The organism is Pseudomonas sp. B26(2017), assembly GCF_002113045.1.
Taxonomy (GTDB): domain Bacteria; phylum Pseudomonadota; class Gammaproteobacteria; order Pseudomonadales; family Pseudomonadaceae; genus Aquipseudomonas.
Genome location: NZ_NEJJ01000015.1, coordinates 95,433 through 120,948 on the forward strand (window position 1 = coordinate 95,433; position 25,516 = coordinate 120,948).

22 protein-coding genes, 1 other RNA gene and 1 pseudogene are annotated in these 25,516 nt (G+C 61.8%); 14 read left to right on the top strand and 10 right to left on the bottom strand.

Features of this window, described 5'->3' with window-relative positions:
* The first annotated feature begins 220 nt into the window (after nucleotides 1-220).
* Genes ccoN through ccoP form a run of 4 tightly spaced genes read left to right on the top strand, consistent with a single transcriptional unit; the run spans nucleotide 221 to nucleotide 3,443 of the window.
* Nucleotides 221-1,663: a cytochrome-c oxidase, cbb3-type subunit I gene (ccoN, locus tag CAF79_RS21550; RefSeq protein WP_085690137.1), complete on the top strand. Its 1,443-nt coding sequence runs from the start codon at nucleotides 221-223 to the stop codon at nucleotides 1,661-1,663.
* Complete coding sequence (gene ccoO / locus CAF79_RS21555) at nucleotides 1,663-2,271, top strand: cytochrome-c oxidase, cbb3-type subunit II (RefSeq protein WP_085700210.1); 609 nt, start codon at nucleotides 1,663-1,665, stop codon at nucleotides 2,269-2,271. The genes ccoN and ccoO overlap by 1 nt, the downstream gene beginning before the upstream one ends.
* A gap of 6 nt (nucleotides 2,272-2,277) precedes the next feature.
* Nucleotides 2,278-2,463 (top strand): CcoQ/FixQ family Cbb3-type cytochrome c oxidase assembly chaperone, encoded by a 186-nt coding sequence (locus CAF79_RS21560; RefSeq protein ID WP_003175465.1) that lies wholly within the window; start codon nucleotides 2,278-2,280, stop codon nucleotides 2,461-2,463.
* Complete coding sequence (ccoP, locus tag CAF79_RS21565) at nucleotides 2,460-3,443, top strand: cytochrome-c oxidase, cbb3-type subunit III (RefSeq protein WP_085700211.1); 984 nt, start codon at nucleotides 2,460-2,462, stop codon at nucleotides 3,441-3,443. Before CAF79_RS21560 ends, ccoP begins: the two co-directional genes overlap by 4 nt.
* Nucleotides 3,444-3,501: 58 nt before the next feature.
* On the opposite strand, the pseudogene CAF79_RS29525 reads toward ccoP, so the two are convergent.
* Nucleotides 3,502-3,660 (bottom strand): annotated as a pseudogene (locus CAF79_RS29525) (phosphoesterase); the annotation flags it as partial.
* Between the two features lie 176 nt (nucleotides 3,661-3,836).
* On the opposite strand from CAF79_RS29525, the gene CAF79_RS21575 reads away from it, so the two are divergent.
* From CAF79_RS21575 to CAF79_RS21615, 9 genes are all read left to right on the top strand, one after another.
* Nucleotides 3,837-4,025 (top strand): hypothetical protein, encoded by a 189-nt coding sequence (locus CAF79_RS21575; protein ID WP_085700213.1) that lies wholly within the window; start codon nucleotides 3,837-3,839, stop codon nucleotides 4,023-4,025.
* A 261-nt stretch (nucleotides 4,026-4,286) separates the two neighbouring features.
* Entirely contained in the window at nucleotides 4,287-5,702 is a 1,416-nt protein-coding gene (ccoG, locus tag CAF79_RS21580; protein ID WP_085700214.1) for a cytochrome c oxidase accessory protein CcoG, read from the top strand.
* A gap of 11 nt (nucleotides 5,703-5,713) precedes the next feature.
* Nucleotides 5,714-6,253, top strand: a complete 540-nt coding sequence (locus CAF79_RS21585) for a FixH family protein (RefSeq protein ID WP_085700215.1) — start codon at nucleotides 5,714-5,716, stop codon at nucleotides 6,251-6,253.
* A gap of 133 nt (nucleotides 6,254-6,386) precedes the next feature.
* Entirely contained in the window at nucleotides 6,387-8,837 is a 2,451-nt protein-coding gene (locus CAF79_RS21590) for a heavy metal translocating P-type ATPase (RefSeq protein WP_085700216.1), read from the top strand.
* Between the two features lie 22 nt (nucleotides 8,838-8,859).
* A complete protein-coding gene (gene ccoS, locus CAF79_RS21595) occupies nucleotides 8,860-9,072 on the top strand; it encodes a cbb3-type cytochrome oxidase assembly protein CcoS (RefSeq protein ID WP_007951659.1) in 213 nt (70 codons plus the stop codon).
* Nucleotides 9,065-9,748: a sulfite exporter TauE/SafE family protein gene (locus CAF79_RS21600; protein ID WP_039770036.1), complete on the top strand. Its 684-nt coding sequence runs from the start codon at nucleotides 9,065-9,067 to the stop codon at nucleotides 9,746-9,748. Before ccoS ends, CAF79_RS21600 begins: the two co-directional genes overlap by 8 nt.
* Nucleotides 9,749-9,830: 82 nt before the next feature.
* Nucleotides 9,831-11,213 (top strand): oxygen-independent coproporphyrinogen III oxidase, encoded by a 1,383-nt coding sequence (hemN, locus tag CAF79_RS21605; protein WP_011333280.1) that lies wholly within the window; start codon nucleotides 9,831-9,833, stop codon nucleotides 11,211-11,213.
* Nucleotides 11,214-11,412: 199 nt separating this feature from the next.
* Nucleotides 11,413-12,147 (top strand): fumarate/nitrate reduction transcriptional regulator Fnr, encoded by a 735-nt coding sequence (gene fnr, locus CAF79_RS21610; protein WP_007951654.1) that lies wholly within the window; start codon nucleotides 11,413-11,415, stop codon nucleotides 12,145-12,147.
* A 78-nt stretch (nucleotides 12,148-12,225) separates the two neighbouring features.
* A complete protein-coding gene (locus CAF79_RS21615) occupies nucleotides 12,226-12,774 on the top strand; it encodes an adenine phosphoribosyltransferase (protein WP_085700217.1) in 549 nt (182 codons plus the stop codon).
* 134 nt (nucleotides 12,775-12,908) lie between these two features.
* On the opposite strand, the gene CAF79_RS21620 is transcribed toward CAF79_RS21615, so the two are convergent.
* The 5 genes from CAF79_RS21620 to dnaX form a co-directional block, all read right to left on the bottom strand.
* Nucleotides 12,909-14,057: an acyl-CoA dehydrogenase family protein gene (locus tag CAF79_RS21620; protein ID WP_085700218.1), complete on the bottom strand. Its 1,149-nt coding sequence runs from the start codon at nucleotides 14,055-14,057 to the stop codon at nucleotides 12,909-12,911.
* A gap of 71 nt (nucleotides 14,058-14,128) precedes the next feature.
* Nucleotides 14,129-14,731, bottom strand: a complete 603-nt coding sequence (recR, locus tag CAF79_RS21625; RefSeq protein WP_085700219.1) for a recombination mediator RecR — start codon at nucleotides 14,729-14,731, stop codon at nucleotides 14,129-14,131.
* A 66-nt stretch (nucleotides 14,732-14,797) separates the two neighbouring features.
* The gene (locus CAF79_RS21630) at nucleotides 14,798-15,832 is read right to left on the bottom strand and encodes an NADP-dependent oxidoreductase (protein ID WP_085700220.1); all 1,035 of its coding nucleotides are present in this window, start codon (nucleotides 15,830-15,832) and stop codon (nucleotides 14,798-14,800) included.
* Between the two features lie 210 nt (nucleotides 15,833-16,042).
* Nucleotides 16,043-16,381, bottom strand: coding sequence for a YbaB/EbfC family nucleoid-associated protein (locus CAF79_RS21635; protein ID WP_085700221.1), 339 nt, complete (start codon nucleotides 16,379-16,381; stop codon nucleotides 16,043-16,045).
* Nucleotides 16,382-16,448: 67 nt separating this feature from the next.
* Complete coding sequence (gene dnaX, locus CAF79_RS21640) at nucleotides 16,449-18,539, bottom strand: DNA polymerase III subunit gamma/tau (protein ID WP_085700222.1); 2,091 nt, start codon at nucleotides 18,537-18,539, stop codon at nucleotides 16,449-16,451.
* A 145-nt stretch (nucleotides 18,540-18,684) separates the two neighbouring features.
* Between dnaX and CAF79_RS21645 the strand changes: the two genes are divergently transcribed.
* A complete protein-coding gene (locus tag CAF79_RS21645) occupies nucleotides 18,685-19,434 on the top strand; it encodes an ABC transporter substrate-binding protein (protein ID WP_085700223.1) in 750 nt (249 codons plus the stop codon).
* A gap of 9 nt (nucleotides 19,435-19,443) precedes the next feature.
* Here the strand turns inward: CAF79_RS21645 and CAF79_RS21650 are convergent, their stop codons facing one another.
* The 4 genes from CAF79_RS21650 to ligA all read right to left on the bottom strand — a co-directional run bounded on the left by CAF79_RS21650 (nucleotide 19,444) and on the right by ligA (nucleotide 25,514).
* Nucleotides 19,444-21,399, bottom strand: a complete 1,956-nt coding sequence (locus CAF79_RS21650; protein ID WP_085700224.1) for a hypothetical protein — start codon at nucleotides 21,397-21,399, stop codon at nucleotides 19,444-19,446.
* A gap of 228 nt (nucleotides 21,400-21,627) precedes the next feature.
* An RNA gene (ffs, locus tag CAF79_RS21655) (signal recognition particle sRNA small type) lies at nucleotides 21,628-21,724 on the bottom strand.
* 111 nt (nucleotides 21,725-21,835) lie between these two features.
* Complete coding sequence (locus tag CAF79_RS21660) at nucleotides 21,836-23,002, bottom strand: putative zinc-binding metallopeptidase (RefSeq protein WP_085700225.1); 1,167 nt, start codon at nucleotides 23,000-23,002, stop codon at nucleotides 21,836-21,838.
* A gap of 154 nt (nucleotides 23,003-23,156) precedes the next feature.
* Nucleotides 23,157-25,514 carry an NAD-dependent DNA ligase LigA gene (gene ligA / locus CAF79_RS21665; protein WP_085700226.1) on the bottom strand — a complete coding sequence of 786 codons (2,358 nt, stop codon included), beginning with the start codon at nucleotides 25,512-25,514 and terminating at the stop codon, nucleotides 23,157-23,159.
* Between the last annotated feature and the right edge of the window lie 2 nt (nucleotides 25,515-25,516).

The window sequence follows — 25,516 nt, forward strand, 5'->3', positions numbered from 1 at the left end:
ACACACCCCGTTACATCCGACCGGGACCCCTCGCTTTTTTCGTCCGCTGCGACATTTTGCCCGAGGGCAATTTTGTCCTTACGCGGCGCATGGAAAGGCCGCAGAATCAGCGTTGGAAAGCATTGACCCAGGTCATGGCGCGTTGCATTGACCCCCTGCTTTCTACATACTTGCGGCCGATTTTAATCCTAATAAAACACCCAAACCGTGGAACCTTAGAATGAGCACAGCAATCAGTCCGACTGCTTATAACTATAAGGTAGTCCGCCAGTTCGCCATCATGACGGTGGTCTGGGGGATCCTTGGCATGGGGCTCGGTGTCTTCATCGCCTCGCAACTGGTCTGGCCGGAGCTGAATTTCGGTCTGCCGTGGACGAGCTTTGGACGCCTGCGCCCGTTGCACACAAACCTGGTGATTTTCGCCTTCGGTGGTTGTGCACTGTTTGCCACTTCCTACTATGTCGTGCAGCGAACCTGCCAGACGCGACTGATTTCCGACAGCCTCGCGGCCTTCACCTTCTGGGGATGGCAAGCGGTCATTGTCGGCGCGATCATTACCTTGCCGCTGGGTTACACCACCACCAAGGAATACGCGGAACTGGAATGGCCTCTCGCCATTCTGCTGGCCATTGTCTGGGTCACCTACGGTCTGGTGTTCTTCGGCACCATCACCAAGCGCAAGACCAAACACATCTATGTCGGTAACTGGTTCTACGGTGCGTTCATCGTGGTGACCGCGATGCTGCACATCGTCAACCACATGTCGCTGCCGGTCAGCCTGTTCAAGTCCTACTCGGCCTACTCGGGCGCCACCGACGCGATGATCCAGTGGTGGTACGGCCACAACGCCGTGGGCTTCTTCCTGACCACCGGTTTCCTGGGGATGATGTACTACTTCGTGCCGAAACAGGCCGAACGTCCGATCTACTCCTATCGTCTGTCGATCGTGCACTTCTGGGCGCTGATCACCCTGTATATCTGGGCCGGCCCGCACCACCTGCACTACACCGCTCTGCCGGACTGGGCACAATCGCTGGGCATGGCAATGTCGATCATCCTGCTGGCGCCGAGCTGGGGCGGCATGATCAACGGCATGATGACCCTGTCGGGCGCCTGGCATAAGCTGCGCACCGACCCGATCCTGCGTTTCCTCGTGGTATCGCTGGCGTTCTACGGCATGTCGACCTTCGAAGGTCCGATGATGGCGATCAAGACCGTCAACTCGCTCTCGCACTACACCGACTGGACCATCGGCCACGTACACGCCGGTGCACTCGGCTGGGTAGCGATGATCTCGATCGGCGCGATCTACCACATGATCCCGAAACTGTTCGGCCGCGCGCAGATGCACAGCGTCGGTCTGATCAACGCGCACTTCTGGCTCGCGACCATCGGTACCGTGCTGTACATCGCTTCGATGTGGGTCAACGGCATCACTCAAGGCCTGATGTGGCGTGCAATCAACGACGACGGCACCCTCACCTACTCGTTCGTCGAAGCGCTGCAGGCCAGCCATCCTGGCTACATCGTCCGTGCCCTGGGCGGTGCGTTCTTCGCCAGCGGCATGCTGTTGATGGCCTACAACGTGTGGCGCACCGTTCGCGCCTCGGACCCGGCTGAAGCTGAAGCCGCCGCCAAGATCGCCGTAGTTGGAGCTCACTGATGAAGCATGAAGCTGTCGAGAAGAATATTGGCCTGCTGGCCTTCTTCATGGTCATCGCCGTCAGCGTCGGTGGCCTGACCCAAATCGTTCCGCTGTTCTTCCAGGACGTCACCAACAAGCCGGTCGAAGGCATGAAGCCGCGCACCGCCCTTGAACTGGAAGGCCGCGACGTTTACATCGCCAACGGCTGTGTCGGCTGCCACTCGCAGATGATCCGTCCGTTCCGTGCCGAAACCGAACGCTACGGCCATTACTCGGTCGCCGGTGAAAGCGTCTGGGATCACCCGTTCCTGTGGGGTTCCAAGCGTACCGGCCCGGACCTGGCCCGCGTCGGCGGTCGTTACTCCGATGACTGGCAGCGTGCGCACTTGTACAACCCGCGCAACGTAGTGCCTGAGTCGAAAATGCCGGCCTACCCGTTCCTCGTAGAAAACAAGCTCGATGGCAAAGACACGGCCAGGAAAATGGAAGTGTTGCGCACGCTCGGCGTCCCTTACACCGACGAAGACATCGCCGGTGCCAGGGATGCCGTGAAGGGCAAAACCGAAATGGACGCGCTGGTGGCCTATCTGCAAGGCCTGGGCACCATCATCAAAAGCAAACGGTGATTCTTAATGGATATCGGGATGATTCGAGGCCTGGGCACCGTTGTCGTGATGGTCGCCTTCATCGGCCTGGCGTTGTGGGTGTTCAGCCCCAAGCGCAAGTCGGAGTTTGAAGACGCGACCTTGCTGCCCTTCGCGGATGATCCCGAAGCCATCAAGCACGTCGAGCAAGCTTCTAGGAGTAACAAAGAATGACTACATTCTGGAGTCTGTACGTCACAGTCCTCAGTCTCGGTACGATCTTTTCCCTGACCTGGCTGTTGCTGTCGACCCGCAAGGGTCAGCGCGCCGAGCAGACCGACGAGACGGTCGGCCACTCCTTCGACGGGATCGAGGAGTACGACAACCCGCTGCCGAAATGGTGGTTCATGCTGTTCGTGGGCACCATCGTGTTCGCGTTGGGTTATCTGGTGCTGTACCCAGGCCTGGGCAGTTGGAAAGGTCTGCTGCCGGGCTACAACTACCTCGATACCGAGAAGCAGACCCCGTTCGCCAACGGCCAGACCGGCTGGACCGGCGTTCACGAGTGGGAAAAGGAAATGGCTCGCTCGGACGCCAAGTTCGGTCCGATCTTCGCCAAGTTCGCGGCGATGCCGATCGAGGAAGTCGCGAAGGATCCGCAAGCCCTGAAGATGGGTGGCCGTCTGTTCGCCTCCAACTGCTCGGTCTGCCACGGTTCCGACGCCAAGGGCGCTTATGGTTTCCCTAACCTGACCGACGCCGACTGGCGCTGGGGCGGCGAACCGGAAACCATCAAGACCACCATCATGGGCGGTCGTCACGCCGTGATGCCGGCCTGGGCGGAAGTGATCGGTGAGCAAGGCGTGGCCGACGTGGCCGCGTTCGTGCTGACCAATCTGGATGGCCGCAAGCTGCCGGAAGGCACCAAGGCGGATCCGGCCAACGGCCAGAAACTGTTCGCTGCCAACTGCGTAGCGTGCCACGGTCCGGAAGGCAAAGGCACCCCGGCAATGGGCGCCCCGAACCTGACCCACCCGGCCGCGTTCATCTACGGTTCGAGCTTCGCGCAGCTGCAGCAGACCATCCGTTACGGCCGTCAGGGCCAGATGCCTGCCCAGGAACAACTGCAAGGCAACGACAAGGTTCACCTGCTGGCGGCTTATGTTTACAGCCTGTCCCACGGTGAAAAACCAGCGGAAGCCGAGGCCCAGTAAGGCCAACGTTTGAAGCAAAAAAAACGGCCCCGCCAATGAGAATTGGCGGGGCCGTTGCTTATGGCCGACTGGCCCAGATGGATTTCAGCGGAACCGTGTCCGCGAATTGCGGTTTTTGCCAATCATTGTTCTCGATCAGATTGCCATGCAGTTGCTTGCGATCATCCGAAAAGCTAGCTGTCAGGTACGTCTGCTGGGACGCCGCGCCGCTGAGAAACGAACCTCTCCGACATTTTTCGAGTACGCAGATCAATCTGTGGGGCTAAAAGAACCACATCGCAGCTTCACATCTCGCAACCGAAATTCGTTGGGCACATTGGCTGGCAAGCGATAACGTCCTTCGGCAGCCGATGCGCTGCGACCTCACCACTCATCTTGCAAGGAAGGCATACGATGAACGAACAACATCAGAATCAGGACGGTGATGAGCCGATTCAAACGGATGAACAGACGCCACAAAATGATGTGACCGATAGCAACAGCCTGAAACGACAAAAGCGCTCCACGAAAGGCAATGCCGCAGCTGACAGAAAAAAAGGCACCGGTGGAATGGATAGCCTTGGCGGCGGCCGGATACTGTGAACGACCGATGAAAGCGGCTGCGTCTGCTCTTGTGCAGCGCAGCCGCCTCAATGTCAGCAGTGCCTGTCGTCTATAGTCAATTGATCTGCATCATGCTTTGCTGCATTCGCTACACCATTCAGGTTTTTTCCCCAACGCGACCAAAGGTCGCACCCGTTCGTCGGTGGTACAGGCGTATCATTGGGCCACTGCAACACCCCTTTTTGACCCCGGTCGGCACGTATCGACCGAGGCATTTTTCCACTGCCGTGGGATGCAATGATGAGCAACCAGATTCCGGTACACGACGTCACGCCGCCCGACAAGAACGCGAACAACAGCGTCGATCTTTACGCCGCTCGAGAAAAAATCTACACAAGAGCTTTCACCGGCCTGTTCCGCAATCTGCGGATGATGGGCGGCACGGCGCTGTTCCTGTTGTATTTCGGTACGGTGTGGCTGAACTGGGGCGGCCATCAGGCCGTGTGGTGGAACCTGCCGGAACGCAAGTTCTTCATTTTCGGCGCCACCTTCTGGCCCCAGGATTTCATCCTGCTTTCGGGCCTGCTGATCATTGCCGCATTCGGCCTGTTCTTCATCACGGTGTATGCCGGGCGGGTCTGGTGCGGTTATACCTGCCCACAAAGCGTGTGGACGTGGATTTTCATGTGGTGCGAAAAGGTCACCGAAGGCGACCGCAACCAGCGCATCAAGCTGGACAAGGCGCCGATGAGTGCCAACAAGTTCCTGCGCAAGTTCGCCAAGCACGCCATGTGGTTGCTGATCGGTTTCGTCACCGGCATGACCTTCGTCGGCTACTTCTCGCCGATCCGTGAACTGGTCTTTGACTTCTTCACCGGGCAAGCCGATGGCTGGTCGTATTTCTGGGTCGGCTTCTTCACCCTCGCCACGTACGGCAACGCCGGCTGGTTGCGGGAGCAGGTGTGCATCTACATGTGTCCGTATGCGCGCTTCCAGAGCGTGATGTTCGACAAGGACACCCTGATTGTTTCCTACGACCCGCGGCGCGGCGAAAGCCGTGGCCCGCGCAAGAAAGGCGTCGACTACAAGGCCCTGGGCCTGGGCGACTGCATCGACTGCACCATGTGCGTTCAGGTCTGCCCGACCGGCATCGACATCCGCGACGGCCTGCAGATCGAGTGCATCGGTTGCGCCGCATGCATCGACGCCTGCGACAGCATCATGGACAAGATGGATTACCCGCGCGGGCTGATCAGCTACACCACCGAACACAATTTATCCGGGCAGAAGACCCATAAACTGCGCCCGCGCCTGATCGGCTACGCCGTGGTGCTGCTGGCGATGATCAGCCTGTTGGTGACCGCATTCTTCATGCGTTCGCTGGTGGGTTTCGACGTCAGCAAAGACCGCGTGCTTTACCGTGAAAACGCCGAAGGCCGGATCGAAAACGTCTACAGCCTGAAGATCATGAACAAGGATCAGCGCGACCACACTTATGTGCTGGAAGCTGCCGGCTTGCCGGATCTGCGCCTGCAAGGCAAACGCGAGATCAAGGTGCCGGCCGGGGAAATCTTCAGCATGCCGGTCGAACTGTCGAGCGCACCTGAACAATTGCCATCGAGCACCAACGAGGTGAAATTCATCCTCAAGGATGCCGATGACGACAGCGTCCACGTAGAAGCCAAGAGCCGTTTCATCGGCCCACAAAATCGTTGAGAGAACTGAACATGCCCGCAGCAAACTCCGCAAGTCCCTGGTACAAGCACCTTTGGCCATGGATCATCATCGGGATTCTGGCCTGCTCGGTGACCCTGACGCTGTCCATGGTGACCATTGCGGTGAACAACCCGGACAACCTGGTCAACGATAACTACTACGAGGCCGGCAAAGGCATCAACCGTTCACTGGATCGCGAACTGCTGGCGCAGACCCTGAAGATGCGCGCTGCCGTGCATCTGGATGATGTCACCGGCGAAGTCGATCTGCGCCTGAGCGGCGACAGCCAGCCGAAAACCCTGGAACTGAACCTGATCTCGCCGACTCAACCGGAGAAGGATCGCAAGATTGTTTTGGCTCGCAGCGAGACCGAACAGGGCCGGTACATCGGCCAGTTGAGGGACAAGATCGAAGGCCGGCGTTTTGTTGAATTGCTGGGCACCCAGGACGATCACGTGTGGCGGATGTTCGAGGAAGAGCTGGTCAGCCATGACAAGGATTTGTTGCTCGGTGATGAGCCGTTGCAGGGCGCTGAAGACCTGAAGCAGTAAGCCTGACTCTGATCGCACCCACGCTCTGCGTGGGCACGCAGCCACGGACGCTCCGCGTCCCGGCCGAAGCGGACGCGGAGCGTCCGTGGAGGCAGTCCCACGCGGAACGTGGGAACGATCATCGGAACGCCTCATGACCATTCCAGTCCCCTGCTACCACTGCGCCCTGCCCGTCCCTTCCGGCAGCCGCTTCACCGCCGTCGTGCTCGGGGAATCCCGCGAGTTCTGCTGCCCCGGCTGTCAGGCGGTGGCCGAAGCCATCGTCGCCGGTGGCCTGGAAAGCTATTACCAGCATCGCAGCGAAGCCTCGGCCAACCCCGAAGCGCTGCCGGTGCAACTGGTCGATGAGCTTGAGTTGTACGACCGCGCCGACGTGCAACAACCCTTCGTGCGCCACGAAGGTGAACTGGCCGAAACCACGCTGCTGATGGAAGGCATCAGTTGCGCCGCGTGCGGCTGGCTGATCGAGAAACACCTGCGCACGCTGCCCGCCGTGGCCGAGGCGCGGTTGAACCTGTCCAATCATCGCCTGCATGTGCGCTGGGCTGACGCTCAGTTGCCGCTGAGCCAGATCCTCGGCGAACTGCGCCACATTGGCTATGCCGCACACCCGTATCAGGCCGACCGCGCCAGCGAACAACTGGCCAGCGAAAACCGCCTCGCCTTGCGCCAACTCGGCGTCGCCGGACTGCTGTGGTTCCAGGCGATGATGGCGACCATGGCTACCTGGCCGGAATTCAACATCGATCTCAGCCCGGAGCTGCACACCATCCTGCGCTGGGTCGCGCTGTTCCTCACCACGCCGATTGTGTTCTACAGCTGCGCGCCGTTTTTCAAGGGCGCCATGCGTGACCTGCGCACCCGTCACCTGACCATGGACGTCTCGGTGTCGCTGGCGATCGGCGCGGCGTATGTCGCCGGGATCTGGACCTCGATCACCGGGATCGGCGAACTGTATTTCGACGCGGTGGGCATGTTTGCGCTGTTCCTGCTTGCCGGGCGCTACCTCGAACGCCGCGCCCGCGAGCGCACCGCCGCTGCCACCGCGCAACTGGTCAATCTGTTGCCCGCCTCGTGTCTGCGTCTCGACGATGCCGGCCAGAGTGAACGCATCCTGCTCAGCGAACTGCGCCTCGGTGATCGGGTGCTGGTGCAGCCCGGCTCGGTGCTGCCGGCGGACGGCAAGATCCTCGATGGCCAGTCGAGCATCGACGAATCGGTGCTAACCGGCGAATACCTGCCGCAGCCGCGCGCCATAGGCGATGCTGTCACCGCCGGCACGCTGAACGTGGAAGGCGCGCTGACCGTCGAGGTGCAGGCGCTGGGCCAGGAAACACGACTGTCGGCCATCGTCCGCCTGCTGGATCGCGCCCAGGCAGAAAAACCACGGCTGGCGGAAATCGCCGACCGCGCTGCGCAGTGGTTTTTGTTGTTGTCGCTGATCGCGGCGGCCGCCATTGGCCTGCTGTGGTGGGAGCTGGATTCGTCGCGAGCATTCTGGATCGTCCTCGCCATGCTGGTGGCGACCTGCCCGTGCGCGCTGTCGCTGGCGACGCCAACCGCCCTCACCGCTGCCACCGGTACCCTGCACAAACTCGGCCTGCTACTGACGCGCGGCCATGTGCTGGAAGGGCTGAACCAGATCGACACGGTGATTTTCGACAAGACCGGTACCCTCACCGAAGGCCGACTGGTGCTGCGTTCGATCCGACCGCTTGGCGCCCTCGACAGCGATCAATGCCTGAGCCTCGCCGCCGCCCTGGAAAACCGTTCGGAACACCCGATCGCCCGCGCCTTCGGTCGCGCGCCACTGGCTGCCGAAGACGTCCACAGCACGCCTGGCCTGGGGCTTGAAGGGTCGGTCGATGAGCAGCGTTTGCGCATCGGTCAAGCGGCGTTTGTGTGTGATCTCAGCGGCGCGCCGGTGCCTTCGATGCCGAAGGAACCGGGTCAATGGCTACTGCTCGGTGACCGTCAGGGGCCGCTGGCCTGGTTCGCCCTCGACGACCGTCTGCGCGATGACGCCCCGGCCCTGCTCGCCGCATGCAAGGCGCGCGGCTGGCGCACGCTGCTGCTGTCGGGCGACAGTTCGCCGATGGTCGCCAGCGTCGCCGCCGAACTGGGCATCGATGAGGCGCGCGGCGGCCTGCGCCCGGATGACAAGTTGCAAGTGCTGCAACAACTGCACAAGGACGGCCGCAAGGTGTTGATGCTCGGTGACGGGGTCAACGATGTGCCGGTACTGGCCGCCGCCGACATCAGCGTGGCCATGGGCTCGGCCACCGATCTTGCGAAAACCAGCGCCGACGCAGTGTTGCTGTCCAACCGTCTCGACGCACTGGTACAAGCCTTCACGCTGGCCCGCCGCACCCGCCGGGTGATCATCGAGAACCTGTTGTGGGCCGCGCTGTACAATGGCCTCATGTTGCCGTTCGCCGCCCTCGGCTGGATCACTCCGGTGTGGGCCGCCGTCGGCATGTCGATCAGTTCGCTGACCGTGGTGCTCAACGCCCTGCGCCTGACTCGCCTGCCGAGCGCGCCGGCCGTCAACGCCACGTCAGAAACCCGCCCGCTGCCGGCCTGAGCCGCGCGGGCATGGAGTACAGATGCCAGCTCTCTACGTGATGATTCCGGCCGCGCTGCTGATCGTGGCCATCGCCGTCTACATCTTTTTCTGGGCTGTGGACAGCGGCCAGTACGACGACCTCGACGGCCCGGCCCACAGCATCCTGTTCGACGATCAGGATCCGAACCATACCGCCGCTGTGGACGAAGCCAACCCCGCGAAACCGGACGACAAGGCGCCACCCCATGCTTGAACTGGCGCCGCTGCTGGTGTCTGCGTTGATTCTCGGCCTGCTCGGCGGCGGGCATTGCCTGGGCATGTGCGGTGGTCTGATGGGCGCGCTGACCCTGGCGATTCCCAAGGAACAACGCAGCCGACGCTTTCGATTGCTGCTGGCCTATAACCTCGGGCGGATTCTCAGCTATGCCACGGCGGGATTGCTGATCGGACTGGCGGGATGGGCCGTGGCGAACAGTCCTGCTGCGCTGTTCATGCGCGTGCTTGCGGGTTTGCTGCTGATCGCCATGGGCCTGTATCTGGCAGGCTGGTGGAGCGGCCTGACTCGCATCGAAAGCCTCGGTCGCGGACTGTGGCGCTACATTCAACCCGTCGCCAATCGCCTGCTGCCGGTGTCGAGCCTGCCCCGGGCCTTGCTGCTGGGCGCTCTGTGGGGCTGGCTGCCGTGCGGGCTTGTTTACAGCACGTTGCTGTGGTCGGCCAGTCAGGGCAATGCTCTCGACAGTGCATTGCTGATGCTCGCTTTCGGGCTCGGCACCTGGCCGGTGCTGCTGGCGACCGGCCTCGCGGCCGAGCGGGTCACGGCGCTGTTGCGCAAACGCAGCGTACGCATGGCCGGCGGTCTGCTGGTGATCCTGTTCGGCATCTGGACTCTGCCGGGCCCGCACCAGCACTGGCTGATGGGCCACTGATCCCGTTGATGCAAATCAAGATGCCTTTTCGCGCCCTCCCCTAGACTCGGCACACTGCCAGCCTATCCGGGGGAATGCCCGCATGCTCGACGCCATTCGTTGGGACACCGATTTGATCCGCCGCTACGACCTGGCGGGGCCGCGCTACACCTCGTACCCGACGGCCGTACAATTTCACAGTCAGGTCGGCACCTTCGACCTGTTCCACGCCCTGCGCGACAGCCGCAAGGCCCTGCGCCCTTTGTCGCTGTACGTGCACGTGCCGTTCTGCGCGAACATTTGCTACTACTGCGCCTGCAACAAGGTCATCACCAAAGATCGCGGCCGCGCGCTGCCGTATCTGCAACGGCTCGAGCAGGAAATCCAGCTGATCGCCTGCCACCTCGACCCCGCACAGAAAGTCGAGCAACTGCACTTCGGCGGCGGCACGCCGACCTTTCTCAGCCACGACGAACTGCGCCAGTTGATGGCGCACCTGCGCAAGCACTTCAACCTGCTGGATGATGATTCCGGCGACTACGGCATCGAGATTGACCCGCGCGAAGCCGACTGGTCGACCATGGGCCTGCTGCGCGAATTAGGCTTCAACCGGGTCAGTATCGGCCTGCAAGACCTCGACCCGGCGGTACAACGGGCGGTCAATCGCCTGCAAAGCCTGGAAGAAACCCGCGCGGTGATCGACGCAGCGCGGACTCTGCAATTTCGCTCGATCAACATCGACCTGATCTACGGCCTGCCCAAACAGACCCCGGACAATTTCGCCCGCACCGTCGAGGAAGTCATCAGCCTGCAACCGGACCGGCTCTCGGTGTTCAACTACGCGCACCTGCCGGAACGCTTCATGCCACAGCGGCGGATCAACGGCAACGAACTGCCAAGCCCGGCGCAGAAACTGGAAATGCTGCAACGCACCATCGAACAACTGACCGCCGCCGGCTATCGCTACATCGGCATGGACCACTTCGCCCTGCCCGACGATGAACTGGCGATTGCTCAGGAAGAATCGACCCTGCAGCGCAACTTCCAGGGCTACACCACTCACGGTCATTGCGACCTGATCGGGCTGGGCGTGTCGGCCATCAGCCAGATCGGCGACCTGTACTGCCAGAACAGCAGCGACCTCAATCACTACCAGAACACCCTCGCCGGCGCGCAACTGGCCACCAGTCGTGGTCTGGTGTGTAACGCTGACGATCGCCTGCGTCGTGCAGTGATCCAGCAACTGATCTGCAATTTCAGCCTGGATTTCGCCGAGATCGAACGCAGCTTCAACATCGATTTTCAGGGTTATTTCGGCGCGCTCTGGCCGCAATTGCAGGGCATGGCGCAGGACGGGCTGATCGAACTGGATCGCGAGCGCATCACCGTGCTGCCGGCCGGTCGCCTGCTGGTACGTTCGGTGTGCATGGTGTTCGACGCCTACCTGGAACAGCAAAACCGCCAGCGTTTCTCGCGGGTGATCTAGCTTTTTCAAGCACAACGCAGGGGTTGTCCGGGTATCACGGTCATCGAAACGGTGCCTTGCACGCCGTCCGAGACACGTTTATCGGCCGTCATCCCTGCGGCTTCATGCCTTGGGGGCAATCTCGCCACAGGCTGGCCTGAATGTCCTCCGCTGGGTTACCCTTACGCCTTATGTGTGTTTTCCCACAAGGATTTAAGAAATGTCCGAGCCAGTTAAACTGCGCGCTCACAACCAGGCTAATTGCAAGGATTGCAGCCTGGCCCCTCTCTGCCTGCCACTTTCGCTGAATCTGGAAGACATGGATGCGCTGGACGAAATCGTTAAACGTGGCCGCCCGCTGAAAAAGGGTGAGTTCCTGTTCCGTCAGGGCGACACCTTCGATTCCGTTTATGCAGTACGCTCCGGCGCCCTGAAGACCTTCAGCCTGAGCGACACCGGCGAAGAACAACTGACCGGTTTCCACCTGCCGAGCGAACTGGTCGGGCTGTCCGGCATGGACACCGAGAAACACCCGGTTTCCGCCCAGGCGCTGGAAACCACTTCGGTTTGCGAAATTCCCTTCGAACGCCTCGACGAACTGGCCCTGCAACTGCCGCAGCTGCGCCGTCAGTTGATGCGCGTGATGAGCCGCGAAATCCGCGATGACCAGCAAATGATGTTGCTGCTGTCGAAGAAAACCGCCGACGAGCGCATCGCCACGTTCCTGGTCAACCTGTCGGCGCGTTTCCGCGCTCGCGGCTTCTCGGCCAACCAGTTCCGCCTGAGCATGTCCCGCAATGAAATCGGCAACTACCTGGGGCTGGCGGTGGAAACCGTGTCCCGGGTCTTCACCCGCTTCCAGCAGAACGAACTGATCGCAGCCGAGGGCAAGGAAATCCATATCCTCGACCCGATCCAACTCTGCGCCCTGGCCGGCGGCTCGCTCGAAGTCTGATCTCGACCCGCGGCCGAGCGTATCGTTTCAGCCGCGGGTATACTGCGCCGTTTGCAGCCCTGCCAGGACACCTCGACGATGGTCTTCGACTCCTTCGACATCAAATCCCTGATCCGCCCCGTGATCGACTTCCCGAAACCGGGTGTGATCTTTCGCGACATCACCCCGCTGTTCCAGTCGCCCAAGGCCCTGCGCCTTGTGATGGACAGCTTCGCCCACCGCTATGTGGAAGCCGACTTCACCCACATCGGCGCGATGGACGCTCGCGGTTTCCTGATCGGGTCGGTGCTGGCCTATCAGCTGAACAAGCCGCTGGTGCTGTTTCGCAAGCAAGGCAAACTGCCGGCGGATGTGCTGGCCGAAGGCTACGCAACCGAGTACGGCGAAGCGTTCCTCGAAGTGCACGCCGACAGCCTGTGCGAAGGCGATTCGGTGGTGATGTTCGATGACCTGATCGCCACCGGTGGCACGCTGATCGCAGCGGCCAACCTGATCCGCCGCATGGGCGCCCGTGTTCACGAAGCGGCGGCGATCATTGATCTGCCGGAGCTGGGTGGTTCGCAGCGTCTTGAGGACATGGGGATTGCGACGTTCTGCCTGACGCAGTTTGCCCTGACTGACAAGTAAAACCCCGCGCCCGATCGTTCCCACGCTCTGCGTGGGAATGCCTCAACGGACGCTCCGCGTTCGGCTTTGGAAGGGACGCGGAGCGTCCCGGGCTGCATTCCCACGCAGAGCGTGGGAACGATCAACACCGAGGATTACAGTCCCATCTGCTTGCTGATGATCTCGTTCATCACTTCCCGCGTCCCGCCGCCAATCGACAGAATGCGGTTATCCCGGTACAGCCGCTCCACCAGGCTTTCGCGCATATAACCCAGCCCGCCAAGAATCTGCACCGCCTCGTTGGTAATGCGATCCGAAGTGTCCGTGGCAAAGTTCTTGGCCATGGAAATTTCCTTGATCACGCTCTGCCCCGCCGCCATCTTCGCCGCCTGCCGGTAGGTGAACTCCCGCGAGACTTCCAGCGCCGTGGCCATTTCCGCAAGGCGATGCTTGATCACCTGGAACTTGCCGATGGGTTTGCCGAACGCCTGCCGCTCCTTCGCCCATTTCAGGCTCTCTTCCAGCGCCAGTTGCGCGGTCATGTTGGCCATCAAGGCCAACGCCAGACGCTCGCTCTGAAAGTTGCCCATGATGCAGGCAAACCCCATGTTCTGCGCGCCGATCAGATTGCCCACCGGCACCGGGCAATCGTCGAAGAACAATTCAGCGGTGTCCGACGCCCACCAGCCCATTTTCTTCAGTTGCCGGCCAACGGTGAAACCGGGTGTGCCCTTCTCGATCAGTAGCAGGCTGATGCCGGCAAAACCGGGCGCACCGGTGCGCACCGCGACGGTGTAGTAATCGGCGCGCACGCCACTGGTGATAAAGGTTTTACTGCCGCTGACCCGGTAATGATCGCCATCGCGCACGGCGCGGGTCTGCAGGTTGGCGACGTCGGAGCCGCCGCCCGGCTCGGTCACTGCCAGGGCGCTGATCTTCTCGCCGCTGAGCACTTGAGGGACGACCCGGTCACGGACTTCGGGCCGGGCCCATTTGACGATCGGCGGCAAACCGATATCAAGCGAACCGAGCCCGGCTACAAGCCCGCCGGAGCCACAACGCATCAGTTCTTCGCTGGCGGCGATCTTGGCGAACAGATCTCCTTCGTGACTGCCACCCAGCGCTTCGGGGTAACCGATGCCGAGGATGCCGGCCGCACCGGCCTTGAGGTAAAGCTCACGGGGAAAGCTTTCGGCTTCTTCCCACGTATCGATGTCCGGCAGGATCTCGCGCTCGACGAAACGTCTGACGCTGTCGCGGACCAATTGGTGGCTGGGGTCGAAGTATTCCTGGAAGGCGGGCATCGGCGAACTCCATGGAAGGGTTCGCCGAACTTAACCGAGCGCTTGCTTGGTTTTCAACAGGATTGTGTGGCTCAGAGGGAAATCGGCTTGCGCCCTGCAAACGAGTGAGCCAGCGTACCGCCGTCCACCAGTTCCAGTTCGCCACCCAACGGTACGCCGTGAGCGATGCGCGAGGCGATCAGGCCTTTGCTCTGCAGCAACTGAGCAATGTAGTGGGCGGTTGCTTCACCTTCCACGGTCGGGTTGGTGGCGAGGATGACTTCGGTGAAGGTGCCCGCCTCTTCGATCCGCGCCATCAATTGCGGGATGCCGATGGCTTCCGGTCCCAGGCCGTCCAGCGGCGACAGGTGCCCCTTGAGCACGAAGTAGCGACCGCGGAACCCGGTTTGCTCGACCGCGTAGACATCCATCGGCCCTTCCACCACGCACAACAGCGTGTCGTCGCGGCGGGTGTCGGCGCATTGCGGGCACAGATCGTCTTCGGTCAGCGTGCGGCACTGACGGCAGTGTCCGACCCCCTCCATGGCCTGGCTCAGGGCCTGGGCCAGGCGCGTGCCGCCGCTGCGGTCACGCTCGAGCAACTGCAACGCCATACGCTGGGCAGTTTTCTGACCCACGCCCGGCAAAGTTCGCAGGGCGTCGATCAGTTGGCGAATCAAAGGGCTGAAGCTCATGGGGAAAAAGTCCGACAAAACGACGAGACGCGGTTTATACCCGCGCCTCCGGCCAGCGTCAAATCCTCAGTCCTGTGCAACCTTCACCACCAGTTTGCCGAAGTTACGCCCCTCCAGCAGCCCGATAAACGCCTGCGGTGCCTGCTCCAGGCCCTCGACCACGTCCTCGCGGAATTTCACCTTGCCATCGCGCACCCACGGCACCATGGCGCTGATGAATTCCGGCTGACGGTCGCCGTAGTCGTCAAACACGATGAAGCCCTGAATTCGCACGCGTTTGGTCAACAGAGTGCGTTGCAAGGCAGGCAAGCGATCCGGGCCTTTCGGCGCTTCCGAGGCGTTGTAGCCGGCGATCAGGCCGCACAGCGGGATCCGCGCCTTGGGATTGAGCAGAGGGACGACCGCATCGAAAACATGGCCGCCAACGTTTTCGTAATAGATGTCGATGCCATTGGGACAGGCCTTGGCCAGTTGCTCGGCAAAGTCCGGTGCCTTGTGATCGATGCAGGCGTCGAAGCCCAATTGCTCGACCACGTATTTGCACTTCTCGGCACCACCGGCCACGCCGACGGCGCGCAGGCCTTTGATCTTCGCCACCTGGCCAACCACCGAGCCCACTGCACCGGAAGCGGCGGCGACCACCAGAGTCTCCCCTTCTTTTGGCTGGCCGATGTCCATCAGGCCCATATAGGCGGTCATGCCGGGCATGCCCAGCACGCCGAGGGCCATCGACGGGCTCGGCAGGCCGGACGGGATCGGGATGATGTTTCGGCCGTCGCTGATGCTGTGGCTTTGCCAGCCGGTGGCACCCACCACCAGATCGCCGGGGTGGAATTTCGGATGACGTGACTGTTCTACACGGCTGACAGCGCCGCCGGTCATCACCTCGCCGATCTGTACCGGCGCCGCGTAGGACGGCGCATCACTCATGCGCCCGCGCATGTAGGGATCGAGTGACAGGTACAGGGTCTTGAGCAACACCTGGCCGTCTTCAAGGTCCGGCAGCGCCTCGCGCTCCAGACGGAAGTTCTCGGGCGTTGGCGCGCCCACCGGTCGCGAGGCCAGCACGAAGCGTTGATTGAGGGTCAGAGAGTCGGACATGTCAGCGTCTCCTTTGAATGATGAATTCGGTGGTATAGGGAGCAGACCTTGGTGGGGATGGTGCGTTCCGTTTGATAAGCGATCGTCGAGGTATCGAATCGTCCACTTTGTCGGGGTCAGTCCAGAGCGTGGGAACGATCAACAGGCCAAAAAAAATGCCAGGCACGATGCCTGGCATTTTTTGTCGCTCATCCAACCCGCCAAGGCGAATCAGAACGGCAGTTTCATACCGGCCGGCAGGTTCATGCCAGCGGTCATGCTGCCCATTTTCGCCTGGTTGTTGGCTTCGATCTGACGCACGGCGGCGTTGACGGCTGCAGCCACCAGATCCTCGACCACTTCACGGTCGTCTTCGTCCAGGCCTGGCAGTACGCTCGGGTCGATGCTGACCTTCTTCACGTCATGACGACCGGTCATCACCACGGTGACCAGATCGCCACCGGCTTTGCCGGTGACTTCGGCGTTGGCCAGTTCTTCCTGCATCTTGGCCATTTTTTCCTGCATTTGCTGCGCCTGCTTCATCAGGCCGGCCATGCCACCTTTCATCATGGGAATCACCTCAAAAGTACTTGGATCAAAACAGCGCCCGGCCACATGGGCCGGACGCCCTCAGTTATTAGCCCTGACTGACCAGAGCGTCGACAGGTTCAATAGTATCGTGTCGCACGACCGCACCGAACTGCTGGACCATCTGCTGGATGAACGGATCGCCGTGGATCGACTCCTCCGCCTCGCGCTGACGGTTGGCACGGCGCCGGGACGCGGCCTGGGCCGGGGTTTCCTGCTCGGGCTTGATCAGCTCGATGGTCAGGGTCAGCGTGCGTCCGTGGAACTGGTTCAGCGCATCGTTCAGACGACGCTGCTGGGTGGCGTTGAACAAGGCACTGTGGGCCGGGTCCAGGTGCATCAGCCAGTGGTCGCCATCGACCGCGATCAGCGTGCAGTTGGCGGCGATGCTGCCGGTCATGCCGGAGATCGGCAGTTGCGGGAACAGCTCCAGCCATTGCAGGGCCAGACCTGTGGCCGGCGCGGCGGCAGGTTCCGGCTCGGGTTCGGGAGCCGGTTCTGCGGCGTGTTCGCTGGCCAGATCGTCGAGGTAACTGTAGGCCGAATCCATGTCCGGCTCGATGTAGTCCTCGTCGAGCGGCGGCTCGTCGTCCATGTCCATGCCCGGTGTGGCGGCATCGACTTCGGCCACTGACGGCTCGGGGATCGGCGCGGCGGCCCACTCCGGGGCGTCCGGCACGACGCTGTCCGGGGTCGGCAGCGGCATAGGCGGCAGATCCGGCTGTTCGGCGGTGGTTTCCAGCACGGGCTCGACCGCTGGCTGCTGCCCAGGCGCAGGTTCTACCGGGTCATTCCACGGCAGGTCGACGACTTCTTCGGCCACGACCGGCTCGGGTTCTGGCTCAGGAACGGGTTCAGGCGCAATCACCGCGGCAACCGGTACAGGCTCGGGAACAGGCGCAGGCGCAGGTGCCGGTGCAACCACCGGAGCCGGCGCAACAGCGGCAGCCACTACCGGCGCAGGTTTCGGCGCGGCAGCCACTGAGTTTGCGGAATCAACTGTGGCCTGGCTGATCCCCACTGGCTTTAGCGGTTGCCTCGGGGCGTCCGCCGTGTCTGCCGGCCGGAAGGCCAGCATCCGCAGCAGCACCATTTCGAAACCGCCTCGCGGGTCCGGCGCCAGCGGCAAGTCGCGGCGGCCGATCAGGCCCATCTGGTAATAGAACTGGACGTCTTCGGCCGGCAGGGCCTGGGCCAGCGCCAGCACCCGGTCACGGTCGCCGTGGCCGTTATCGACACCTTCCGGCAGGGCCTGGGCGATGGCGACGCGGTGCAGCACGTTGAGAATTTCCGAGAGCACGCCGTTCCAGTCCGGACCCTGTTCGGCCAGGTGACGCACGGCTTCGAGCAACGCCTTGGCATCACCTTCGATCAGCGCGTGCAGCACGTCGTAAACCTGGCCATGATCCAGCGTACCGAGCATTGCCCGCACATCGGCGGCCAGCACCTTGCCTTCACCGAAGGCGATGGCCTGGTCGGTCAGGCTCATGGCGTCACGCATCGAACCGTCGGCGGCGCGGCCGAGCAGCCACAGGGCATCGTCTTCGAACGGTACGTTTTCGGCGGTCAGGACGTGAGTCAAATGCTCGACCACACGCTCAGGTGTCATGTTCTTCAGGGAGAACTGCAGGCATCGCGACAAAATCGTTGCCGGAAGTTTCTGCGGGTCGGTGGTCGCCAGGATGAACTTGACGTAGGGCGGTGGCTCTTCGAGGGTTTTCAGCAGCGCATTGAAGGAATGGCTGGAGAGCATGTGCACTTCGTCGATCAGGTAGACCTTGAAGCGCCCGCGGCTCGGGGCGTATTGCACGTTGTCGAGCAGCTCGCGGGTGTCCTCGACCTTGGTCCGGCTCGCGGCGTCGATCTCGATCAGGTCGACGAAACGACCTTCATCGATCTCGCGGCACACCGAACACTCGCCGCACGGGCTTGAAGTGATACCTGTTTCACAGTTCAGGCATTTGGCGATGATCCGCGCAATCGTGGTCTTGCCAACGCCCCGCGTACCGGTGAAGAGGTAGGCGTGGTGCAGGCGCTGGCTGTCCAAGGCATTGATCAGAGCCTTGAGCACATGGGTCTGGCCGACCATTTCGCGGAACGAGCGCGGACGCCATTTACGTGCAAGAACCTGATAACTCATCGAAAACCGTCGCGGCAAAGGAAGCAGAAGCGGCTAATGCTAGCGGAGCAAGGGCAAAATTGCATCCGGTGTGCTCGTCTATTCTGGCTAAGCTGCATGAGCGAGGGCTTTTGTCGGCTCGGGATCGGGAATTACCGGAGCATTTATGCGGTGGGCCGTGGGGGCATTACTGGGATTGAGCCTGAGCGCGATGGCGTCGCAACCGCCGCTGCGCTTCGTCGTTGCCGACAGCTGGGCGATGCCGATGGTGCAGATCGAACGCGGCCGCCCGACCCAGGGCATCCTTTACGACATCATGCTCAGCCTGGCGACTCAGGTTGGCGTGCCGGCGCAATTTCACGTCCTGCCCCGCAACCGCGTGCAGAACGCCATGGAACACGGCGAAGTCGATGTGCGCTGCTATGCCGCACAATCCTGGCTGCCGAATCTGTCCGGGGATTACATCTGGAGCATTCCGCTGTTCTTCCAGCGTGATGTGCTGATCAGCCGCCAGGACCAGCCGCCCAGCGCCGATCCGGCCCTCCTGCCCCGCCAGTCGATCGGCACCGTGCTCGGCTATAGCTACCCCACGCTGCAACCGACATTCGACACCGACCGGCTATGGCGCGAAGACGCGCGCAACCAGGCGCAGGTACTCGACAAACTAATGGCCGGCCGCTACCGCTACGCCGTCAGCAATCAATGGACCCTGGACTGGTTCAATCAGCGCCTGTTGCCGCAGCAGCAACTGCAAGCGGTGGCAGTGTTGCAGGAACAGAAGATCGGCTGCTATGTGCGCAACGACCCGGACGTGCCGGTGCAGCGGATATTGAGGACATTGCTGCGGATGAAAATGTCGGGGGAGATTGATGACATTATCCGGTTGTATACCGGAGGATCGGCCAGTGAACCGTGAGACGGGCCTTCAATGCCCCGCCGTATCGCGAAATTGCTGGTACTCGTGATACTCGACCCACGCCACCACATCGTACGGCACATAAAGCTTCAGCCTGGCGCGGGAGATGGCGATGTACACGGCGCAGATCCGCTGATCGAACGCGTAGGCATCCTTGAATTTCTCGTTGGTCAGCAACCCCGGCGTCAGCAGGACCTTGTCGAACTCCATGCCCCCCGCCTCTTGCGCGAGCATCAACAGGCAGCCGTTGCCGGCGTTGTCGATCATTCGGTTCAGGCGCGTCAGGTCGGCAATCATGAAGCCGTTTTCCAGCTTGTCCTTGACCCGCAGAAACGATTCGTCGAACCGGTTTGCGTCGCACACCGCTTGCCAGTCAGGCAGGTCGCTGAAATACGGATGCACGCCGTTTTCGCTGAATTCGGAACGGTAGAAATCCGGTTTGAACAGTTCGATGGCGGTGGCCATGAAATGCTTCAGATCATCCTGGGTTCGCTTGTCCGGGAATCTGAACTTGCGGTTGGAATCGTGCAGATGGATCGCCCAGATCATGCTGTCCCATGGCGATGCCGTCAGCACCACGCAACCTTCGGACGGCACGAAGCCTTCCGGGTATTCCTTGATGACGACGTCAGCATCACTGGCACCCTCGAACGGAATCTTGCCCTTCTGCGAGTGCCGGGCGATCAGCGGATTGACCAGCCGTTCGACATTGCGCCCCGAACGCACGGAATAGCTGATATCGCTCTGGCGAACCTCACGGTGCCGCTTGACCGGCACGCCGCTGGCCTGCTGATACTCGTCGCCGAGGGTGATCAGCACCTGACGCCCGCGCTCGATGATCTGCAACAGCGACCCGGGAATGTCCTGACTCTCGTCGACCAGCACGTGCGTGTAGCGCGCCGGCACCACGCAACCAGCGATGCAGGCCCGCTTGATCATCAGTAGCGCTTCGAAGCCGGTCTGGCTGCCCCACGCCGGATTGAGTTCGAGGTAGCCCCACACCCGGCTCGAATATTCCAGCAACACCTGAGCGTCGACGCTGGAGAGCGGCTGGTTGAAATGCGGCAGATGCTTCGCCGAAAAGGTGTGATCGCGGAAGCGGCAGTAGCGTTCGATCACTTTGAGGCAGAGTTCAAGGGTCGCCTGCCCGTCGTGGTGGCGAAAACCGAAGATATTCAGTTCCTGCGCCAGCGCCTGCCGGGTCGGGATTCGCCCTCCCTCCGCCTGCGGCCTGCGCCCGAGCATCAGCGACTGCGCAAACGCCAGGAAGGTCTTGCCGGCCTTCTTCTCGCTCGGCCCCGCCATCCGCTGGCGAAGCACCTCCAGTTTGGCCGGGGTGCGCGCCAGCAACAGGGTCTTTTCGGGGCGCAGATGTTCCAGCAAGGCCACCAGCAGATGGCTTTTGCCGATCCCTGCGTAACCTTGAACGTGCAGATCTTCGTCCAGGTTGGCGCGGAAGGTTCTGACCAGTTTGTCCTGGGCCGGGCTCAACCAGCGCTCGCGGTAACGGGGCGTCACTATCGGCTGGCTGAACGGGTCATGGCGGCGATGACGCCGGACTTTGTATTCGAAATCCCACTGACCATCGGGCAACAAGTAGTCGCGCGCCGATATTTCTTCAGCCAACAGAAAACGCAGGTTCAGAGGATTAAGAACCTTCAGGCCGAAATACAATTTGCGCGGGTCGAACAGCCGCCGGGCTTCTGACAACAGACCAGCCGTCGCTGACTGACGTTTTTCGACAGCCCAGGCCAAGAGTTTGGCCAGAATCTTTTCTGCCGCAATTGCGCCGAGATCCTGCTCTTTCGTCTGCACCAGATTCTGAATAACCAGCACCGCCGCCAATTCCGGATCGGTCAGGCTCTCGAGCGCTGTTGCGCCCTCCGCCTGCAACAGGTTCGCGCAGGTTTCATCCGTGACGGGCAAGAACACAGGGCTGGATAAATCGGAATGTTCCGGGAGCATAAAACCTCGCGACCTGGGCACAACCCCTGAGGTCGATCCCGGTCAGACTCTTCATTCATTTCGGTTGTGGCGAGTATGCGCGATTGCAGAAGAAATGATTACCCCGTGTCGACGCCATCGCGAGCAGGGTGTGCTGACTCGAACGACGAATCGCAGGCATAAAAAAACCGCAGTGGGCGAAACCCATGCAGTTCTGTCTGACTCGTTCGATGTTCGTTAAGGTGGTAACCCTACCAGCCACACCCCGGCACACAATGTTCCCGCTGTGGCTGCTGCCTTCCGGCTCTGACCAGGTTCACGGGTAATCGTTGCGGGGGGACCGATAGGGTCACCATAACGACACTCGCCTGTCGGCGAGCCGCGCCATTGTACCTATCTGAGACGAAGTTACAACCGCTCGTTGCAGATAAAAAACATGAAGGGCTTCAAGCACTTGCTATTGCGCCTGAAGCACCTCGTCCGCGCGGCCGCCCTCTTGCTGGATCACCAGATGAATGAAGTGCAGCTTGGCGATCGCCGCAGGCGGCAGGACGAATGGATAGAAATCCGGCTGGCCCATGCTGCGCGACAGTTCGTTGAGCATGCCGGCCAGTTCGATCCACGCATTGACGAACGACAGGAACGCCGCGCCGCCGGGATGCTCGGGGTCGTACAGCGTACTGGACGGGAACGGCTGGTAATCCAGGTCCATCTCCCGGGCGCTCATGCCAAAGCCCAGCGCGGTATCCACCGCGTCCATCATGTGCAGGTAATGCGCCCAGGTTTCCGCCCAGTCTTCCCATGGGTGCATGGTGGCGTAGGCGCTGACGTAATGCTGCGACCAGTCGGCCGGTGCGCCCTGCTGATAATGGCGCTCCAGTGCCTCGGCATAACTGGCGCGTTCGTCGCCGAACAGGTTGCGGAATGAGCCCAGCCAAGGGCTGTTGGCGATCAACCGATCCCAGTAGTAATGCCCGACCTCATGGCGAAAATGCCCGAGCAGCGTGCGATAGGGTTCGTGCATCTGCGCCCGGACCTGCTCGCGGTGGGCGTCGTCGGCTTCTGCGATGTCGAGGGTGATCAGGCCATTGGCGTGGCCGGTCATCGGCGCGTTGCCTTGAAGATCGACGCCGATGAAATCGAAGGCCAGGCCGGTTTCTTCGTCGACGGTTTTCGGGATGACCGGCAGGCCGAGGCCAATCAGTTGCGCCACCAGTCGCCGCTTGGCGATTTCCACTTTGCGCCAGCGCTCGGGGTTTTCCGGGACGGACAGGTCGGGAATGGTGCGATTCAGAGCGCAGGCCGCGCACAGGGTGTCGTGATCGTTGGCGGGCAGCAGCCAGTTGCAGCCGGCCGGAGTGTCGAGATTGGCGCAACGCCGGAACAGCCCGGCCTCGGGATCGACGTCCAGCGTCCAGGTGTTCTCTTGCGGCCCCGGTTGCAGCGAGGTCAGCCGACTGTGTTCCGGTTGATAACCCAGCGCCGCGTTGCAGGCCAGGCACTGGCTGTTGCGAAAGAACAGCGACTGGCCGCAGCGGCACGGCCAGACCTTGCTGTTGCGCGAGGATTCGCCCATGAACGGCGCGACGATGCGGGAACTGAGCTGCTCGAAAAAGCGGTACATGGCGATCTCTCCCTGGGGCTTGCCAAGACTAGATCATTCCCGCACGCAGATCGTTCCCGCGCTCTGCGTGGGAATGCATACCGTGACGCTCTGCGTCACAGCGGACGCGGAGCGTCCGGGCGGTATTCCCACGCGGAGCGCATCTGTCGATCAATCAGGCACTGATACCGTGCCCTTTCAGGAACCCGATAAACGCCTCTTCATCCATCACTTTCACGCCCAGCTCGTTGGCCTTGGTCAGTTTCGACCCGGCGCCCGGTCCGGCCACCACGCAATGGGTCTTGGCCGACACGGAACCCGCAACCTTGGCGCCGAGGCTTTCCAGGTGTTCCTTGGCGACATCGCGACTCATCAGCTCGACCTTGCCGGTCAGCACCCAGGTTTCGCCGGCCAGCGGCAGGCCTTCGACGACTTTCTTTTCGCTCTGCCAGTGCATGCCGAAATCGCGCAGCTGCTTCTCGGCGTCTTCGGCCAGTTGACGATGCTCGGGCAAGGCGAAGAACCCGCGAACCGAGTTGGCCTGTTTCTCCGGCAATGCCTGACGCATGTCCAGCCAGTCAGCGTTCATCACCCCTTCCAGCGTTTCGAACTTGTCCGCCAGTTTCTGCGCCCCGCCCGGGCCCACCGAAGGAATATGCAGCTTGTCGAGGAAGCCGCCCAGCGTGGTACTCGCGGCAAACTCGGCGCCCAACTCGCCCTGGTCCTGAATCTGCAAACCGTGGCCCAGCAGTTCGCTGATCACCTGCCGGTTGTGCGCATCCTCGAAGAAGCTGTGAATCTCGTGCGCCACTTCCAGGCCGATGTCCGGCAGGTACGTCAGCACTTGCGGCAAGGCTTGCTGGACGCGCTCCAGCGATCCCAGCGAACGCGCCAGCACTTTGGCCGTCTCCTCGCCGACATCCGGAATGCCCAGCGCATAGATGAAGCGCGCCAGACCCGGCTTCTTGCTGTCTTCGATAGCAGCCAGCAACTTGTTGCTCGACACTTCGGCGAAGCCTTCGAGGTCGACGATGTCCTCGAACTTCAGCGCGTAAAGATCAGCCGGCGAACTGACCAGACCTTCGTCCACCAGTTGCTCGACACTCTTGTCGCCAAGGCCTTCGATGTCCATCGCCCGGCGCGATACGAAGTGAATGATCGCCTGCTTGAGTTGCGCACCGCAGGCCAGTCGGCCGACGCAACGATACACCGCGCCCTCACTGATGGTTTCCTTGCCCTTGCTGCGCTTGACCAGTTGCGTGCGCTCGACGTGTGAGCCGCACACCGGACAATTCTCGGGAATCTGCACCGGCCGCGCGTCTTCCGGGCGACGCTCGGCAACGACTTGCACCACTTGCGGAATCACATCACCGGCGCGGCGAATGATCACCGTGTCGCCGATCATCAGGCCCAGCCGGGCGACTTCGTCCATGTTGTGCAGCGTGGCATTGGCCACGGTCACACCAGCGACCTTGACCGGTTTCAAGCGCGCCACAGGCGTGACGGCGCCGGTGCGGCCGACCTGGAATTCCACATCGAGCAGTTCGGTGAGCTCTTCCATGGCCGGGAATTTGTGGGCGATGGCCCAGCGCGGTTCGCGGGCGCGGAAGCCCAGCTCGCGCTGGTCGGCAATGCTGTTGACCTTGAACACCACACCGTCGATTTCGTAAGCCAGCGAATTACGGCGCTCGCCGATATCGCGGTAGTAATCCAGGCATTCGCCGATGCCTTTGGCCAGTTTCAATTCATGGCTGATCGGCAGCCCCCAGGCTTGCAGCTGCTTGAGGTTGCCGATGTGAGTGTCGGAAATATCGTGAGAGACCTGGCCGATGCCGTAGCAGCAGAATTCCAGCGGACGGTTGGCGGTGATCTTCGAATCCAGCTGACGCAGGCTGCCGGCGGCGGCGTTGCGCGGGTTGGCGAAGGTCTTGCCGCCGATTTCCAGTTGCGAGGCGTTGAGGCGCTCGAAACCGGCCTTGGACATGAACACTTCGCCGCGCACTTCCAGGGTCGCCGGCCAGCCCGTGCCGTGCAGCTTCAGCGGGATGTTGCGCACGGTGCGCACGTTGACGCTGATGTCTTCACCGGTGGTGCCGTCGCCGCGTGTGGCGCCACGCACCAGCACACCGTCCTGATACAGCAGGCTGACCGCCAGGCCATCGAGTTTCGGTTCGCAACTGTATTCCACCGCCGCGCCACCGCCGAACAGGTCACCGGCCGGCAGATCCAGACCTTCGGTCACCCGGCGGTCGAACTCGCGCATGTCGGTTTCTTCGAAGGCGTTGCCGAGGCTGAGCATCGGCACCTCGTGACGCACCTGGGTGAACGCGGTCAGGGCCACGCTACCGACACGCTGGGTAGGCGAGTCGCTGGTGATCAGTTCCGGATTGGCCGCTTCCAGCGCCTTGAGCTCGTGGAACAACCGGTCGTACTCGGCATCCGGAATGCTCGGCTCATCGAGGACGTGGTAACGGTAGTTGTGCTGATCGAGCTCAGCGCGCAGCTCTAGAATGCGGTCTTTGGCGGCAGTCATGG

Bases quoted from the DNA above. Each gene is read 5' to 3' on its own strand.
- fnr (WP_007951654.1), top strand. From the start codon at position 11,413: ATGTCCGAGCCAGTTAAACTGCGCGCTCACAACCAGGCTAATTGCAAG.
- CAF79_RS21635 (WP_085700221.1), bottom strand. From the start codon at position 16,381: ATGATGAAAGGTGGCATGGCCGGCCTGATGAAGCAGGCGCAGCAAATG.
- CAF79_RS21585 (WP_085700215.1), top strand. From the start codon at position 5,714: ATGCCCGCAGCAAACTCCGCAAGTCCCTGGTACAAGCACCTTTGGCCA.
- CAF79_RS21645 (WP_085700223.1), top strand. From the start codon at position 18,685: ATGCGGTGGGCCGTGGGGGCATTACTGGGATTGAGCCTGAGCGCGATG.
- CAF79_RS21615 (WP_085700217.1), top strand. From the start codon at position 12,226: ATGGTCTTCGACTCCTTCGACATCAAATCCCTGATCCGCCCCGTGATC.
- CAF79_RS21630 (WP_085700220.1), bottom strand. From the start codon at position 15,832: ATGTCCGACTCTCTGACCCTCAATCAACGCTTCGTGCTGGCCTCGCGA.
- CAF79_RS21575 (WP_085700213.1), top strand. From the start codon at position 3,837: ATGAACGAACAACATCAGAATCAGGACGGTGATGAGCCGATTCAAACG.
- hemN (WP_011333280.1), top strand. From the start codon at position 9,831: ATGCTCGACGCCATTCGTTGGGACACCGATTTGATCCGCCGCTACGAC.
- ligA (WP_085700226.1), bottom strand. From the start codon at position 25,514: ATGACTGCCGCCAAAGACCGCATTCTAGAGCTGCGCGCTGAGCTCGAT.
- ccoO (WP_085700210.1), top strand. From the start codon at position 1,663: ATGAAGCATGAAGCTGTCGAGAAGAATATTGGCCTGCTGGCCTTCTTC.
- ccoG (WP_085700214.1), top strand. From the start codon at position 4,287: ATGAGCAACCAGATTCCGGTACACGACGTCACGCCGCCCGACAAGAAC.
- dnaX (WP_085700222.1), bottom strand. From the start codon at position 18,539: ATGAGTTATCAGGTTCTTGCACGTAAATGGCGTCCGCGCTCGTTCCGC.
- CAF79_RS21660 (WP_085700225.1), bottom strand. From the start codon at position 23,002: ATGTACCGCTTTTTCGAGCAGCTCAGTTCCCGCATCGTCGCGCCGTTC.
- ccoP (WP_085700211.1), top strand. From the start codon at position 2,460: ATGACTACATTCTGGAGTCTGTACGTCACAGTCCTCAGTCTCGGTACG.
- CAF79_RS21600 (WP_039770036.1), top strand. From the start codon at position 9,065: ATGCTTGAACTGGCGCCGCTGCTGGTGTCTGCGTTGATTCTCGGCCTG.
- CAF79_RS21560 (WP_003175465.1), top strand. From the start codon at position 2,278: ATGGATATCGGGATGATTCGAGGCCTGGGCACCGTTGTCGTGATGGTC.
- CAF79_RS21590 (WP_085700216.1), top strand. From the start codon at position 6,387: ATGACCATTCCAGTCCCCTGCTACCACTGCGCCCTGCCCGTCCCTTCC.
- ccoN (WP_085690137.1), top strand. From the start codon at position 221: ATGAGCACAGCAATCAGTCCGACTGCTTATAACTATAAGGTAGTCCGC.
- recR (WP_085700219.1), bottom strand. From the start codon at position 14,731: ATGAGCTTCAGCCCTTTGATTCGCCAACTGATCGACGCCCTGCGAACT.
- CAF79_RS21620 (WP_085700218.1), bottom strand. From the start codon at position 14,057: ATGCCCGCCTTCCAGGAATACTTCGACCCCAGCCACCAATTGGTCCGC.
- ccoS (WP_007951659.1), top strand. From the start codon at position 8,860: ATGCCAGCTCTCTACGTGATGATTCCGGCCGCGCTGCTGATCGTGGCC.
- CAF79_RS21650 (WP_085700224.1), bottom strand. From the start codon at position 21,399: ATGCTCCCGGAACATTCCGATTTATCCAGCCCTGTGTTCTTGCCCGTC.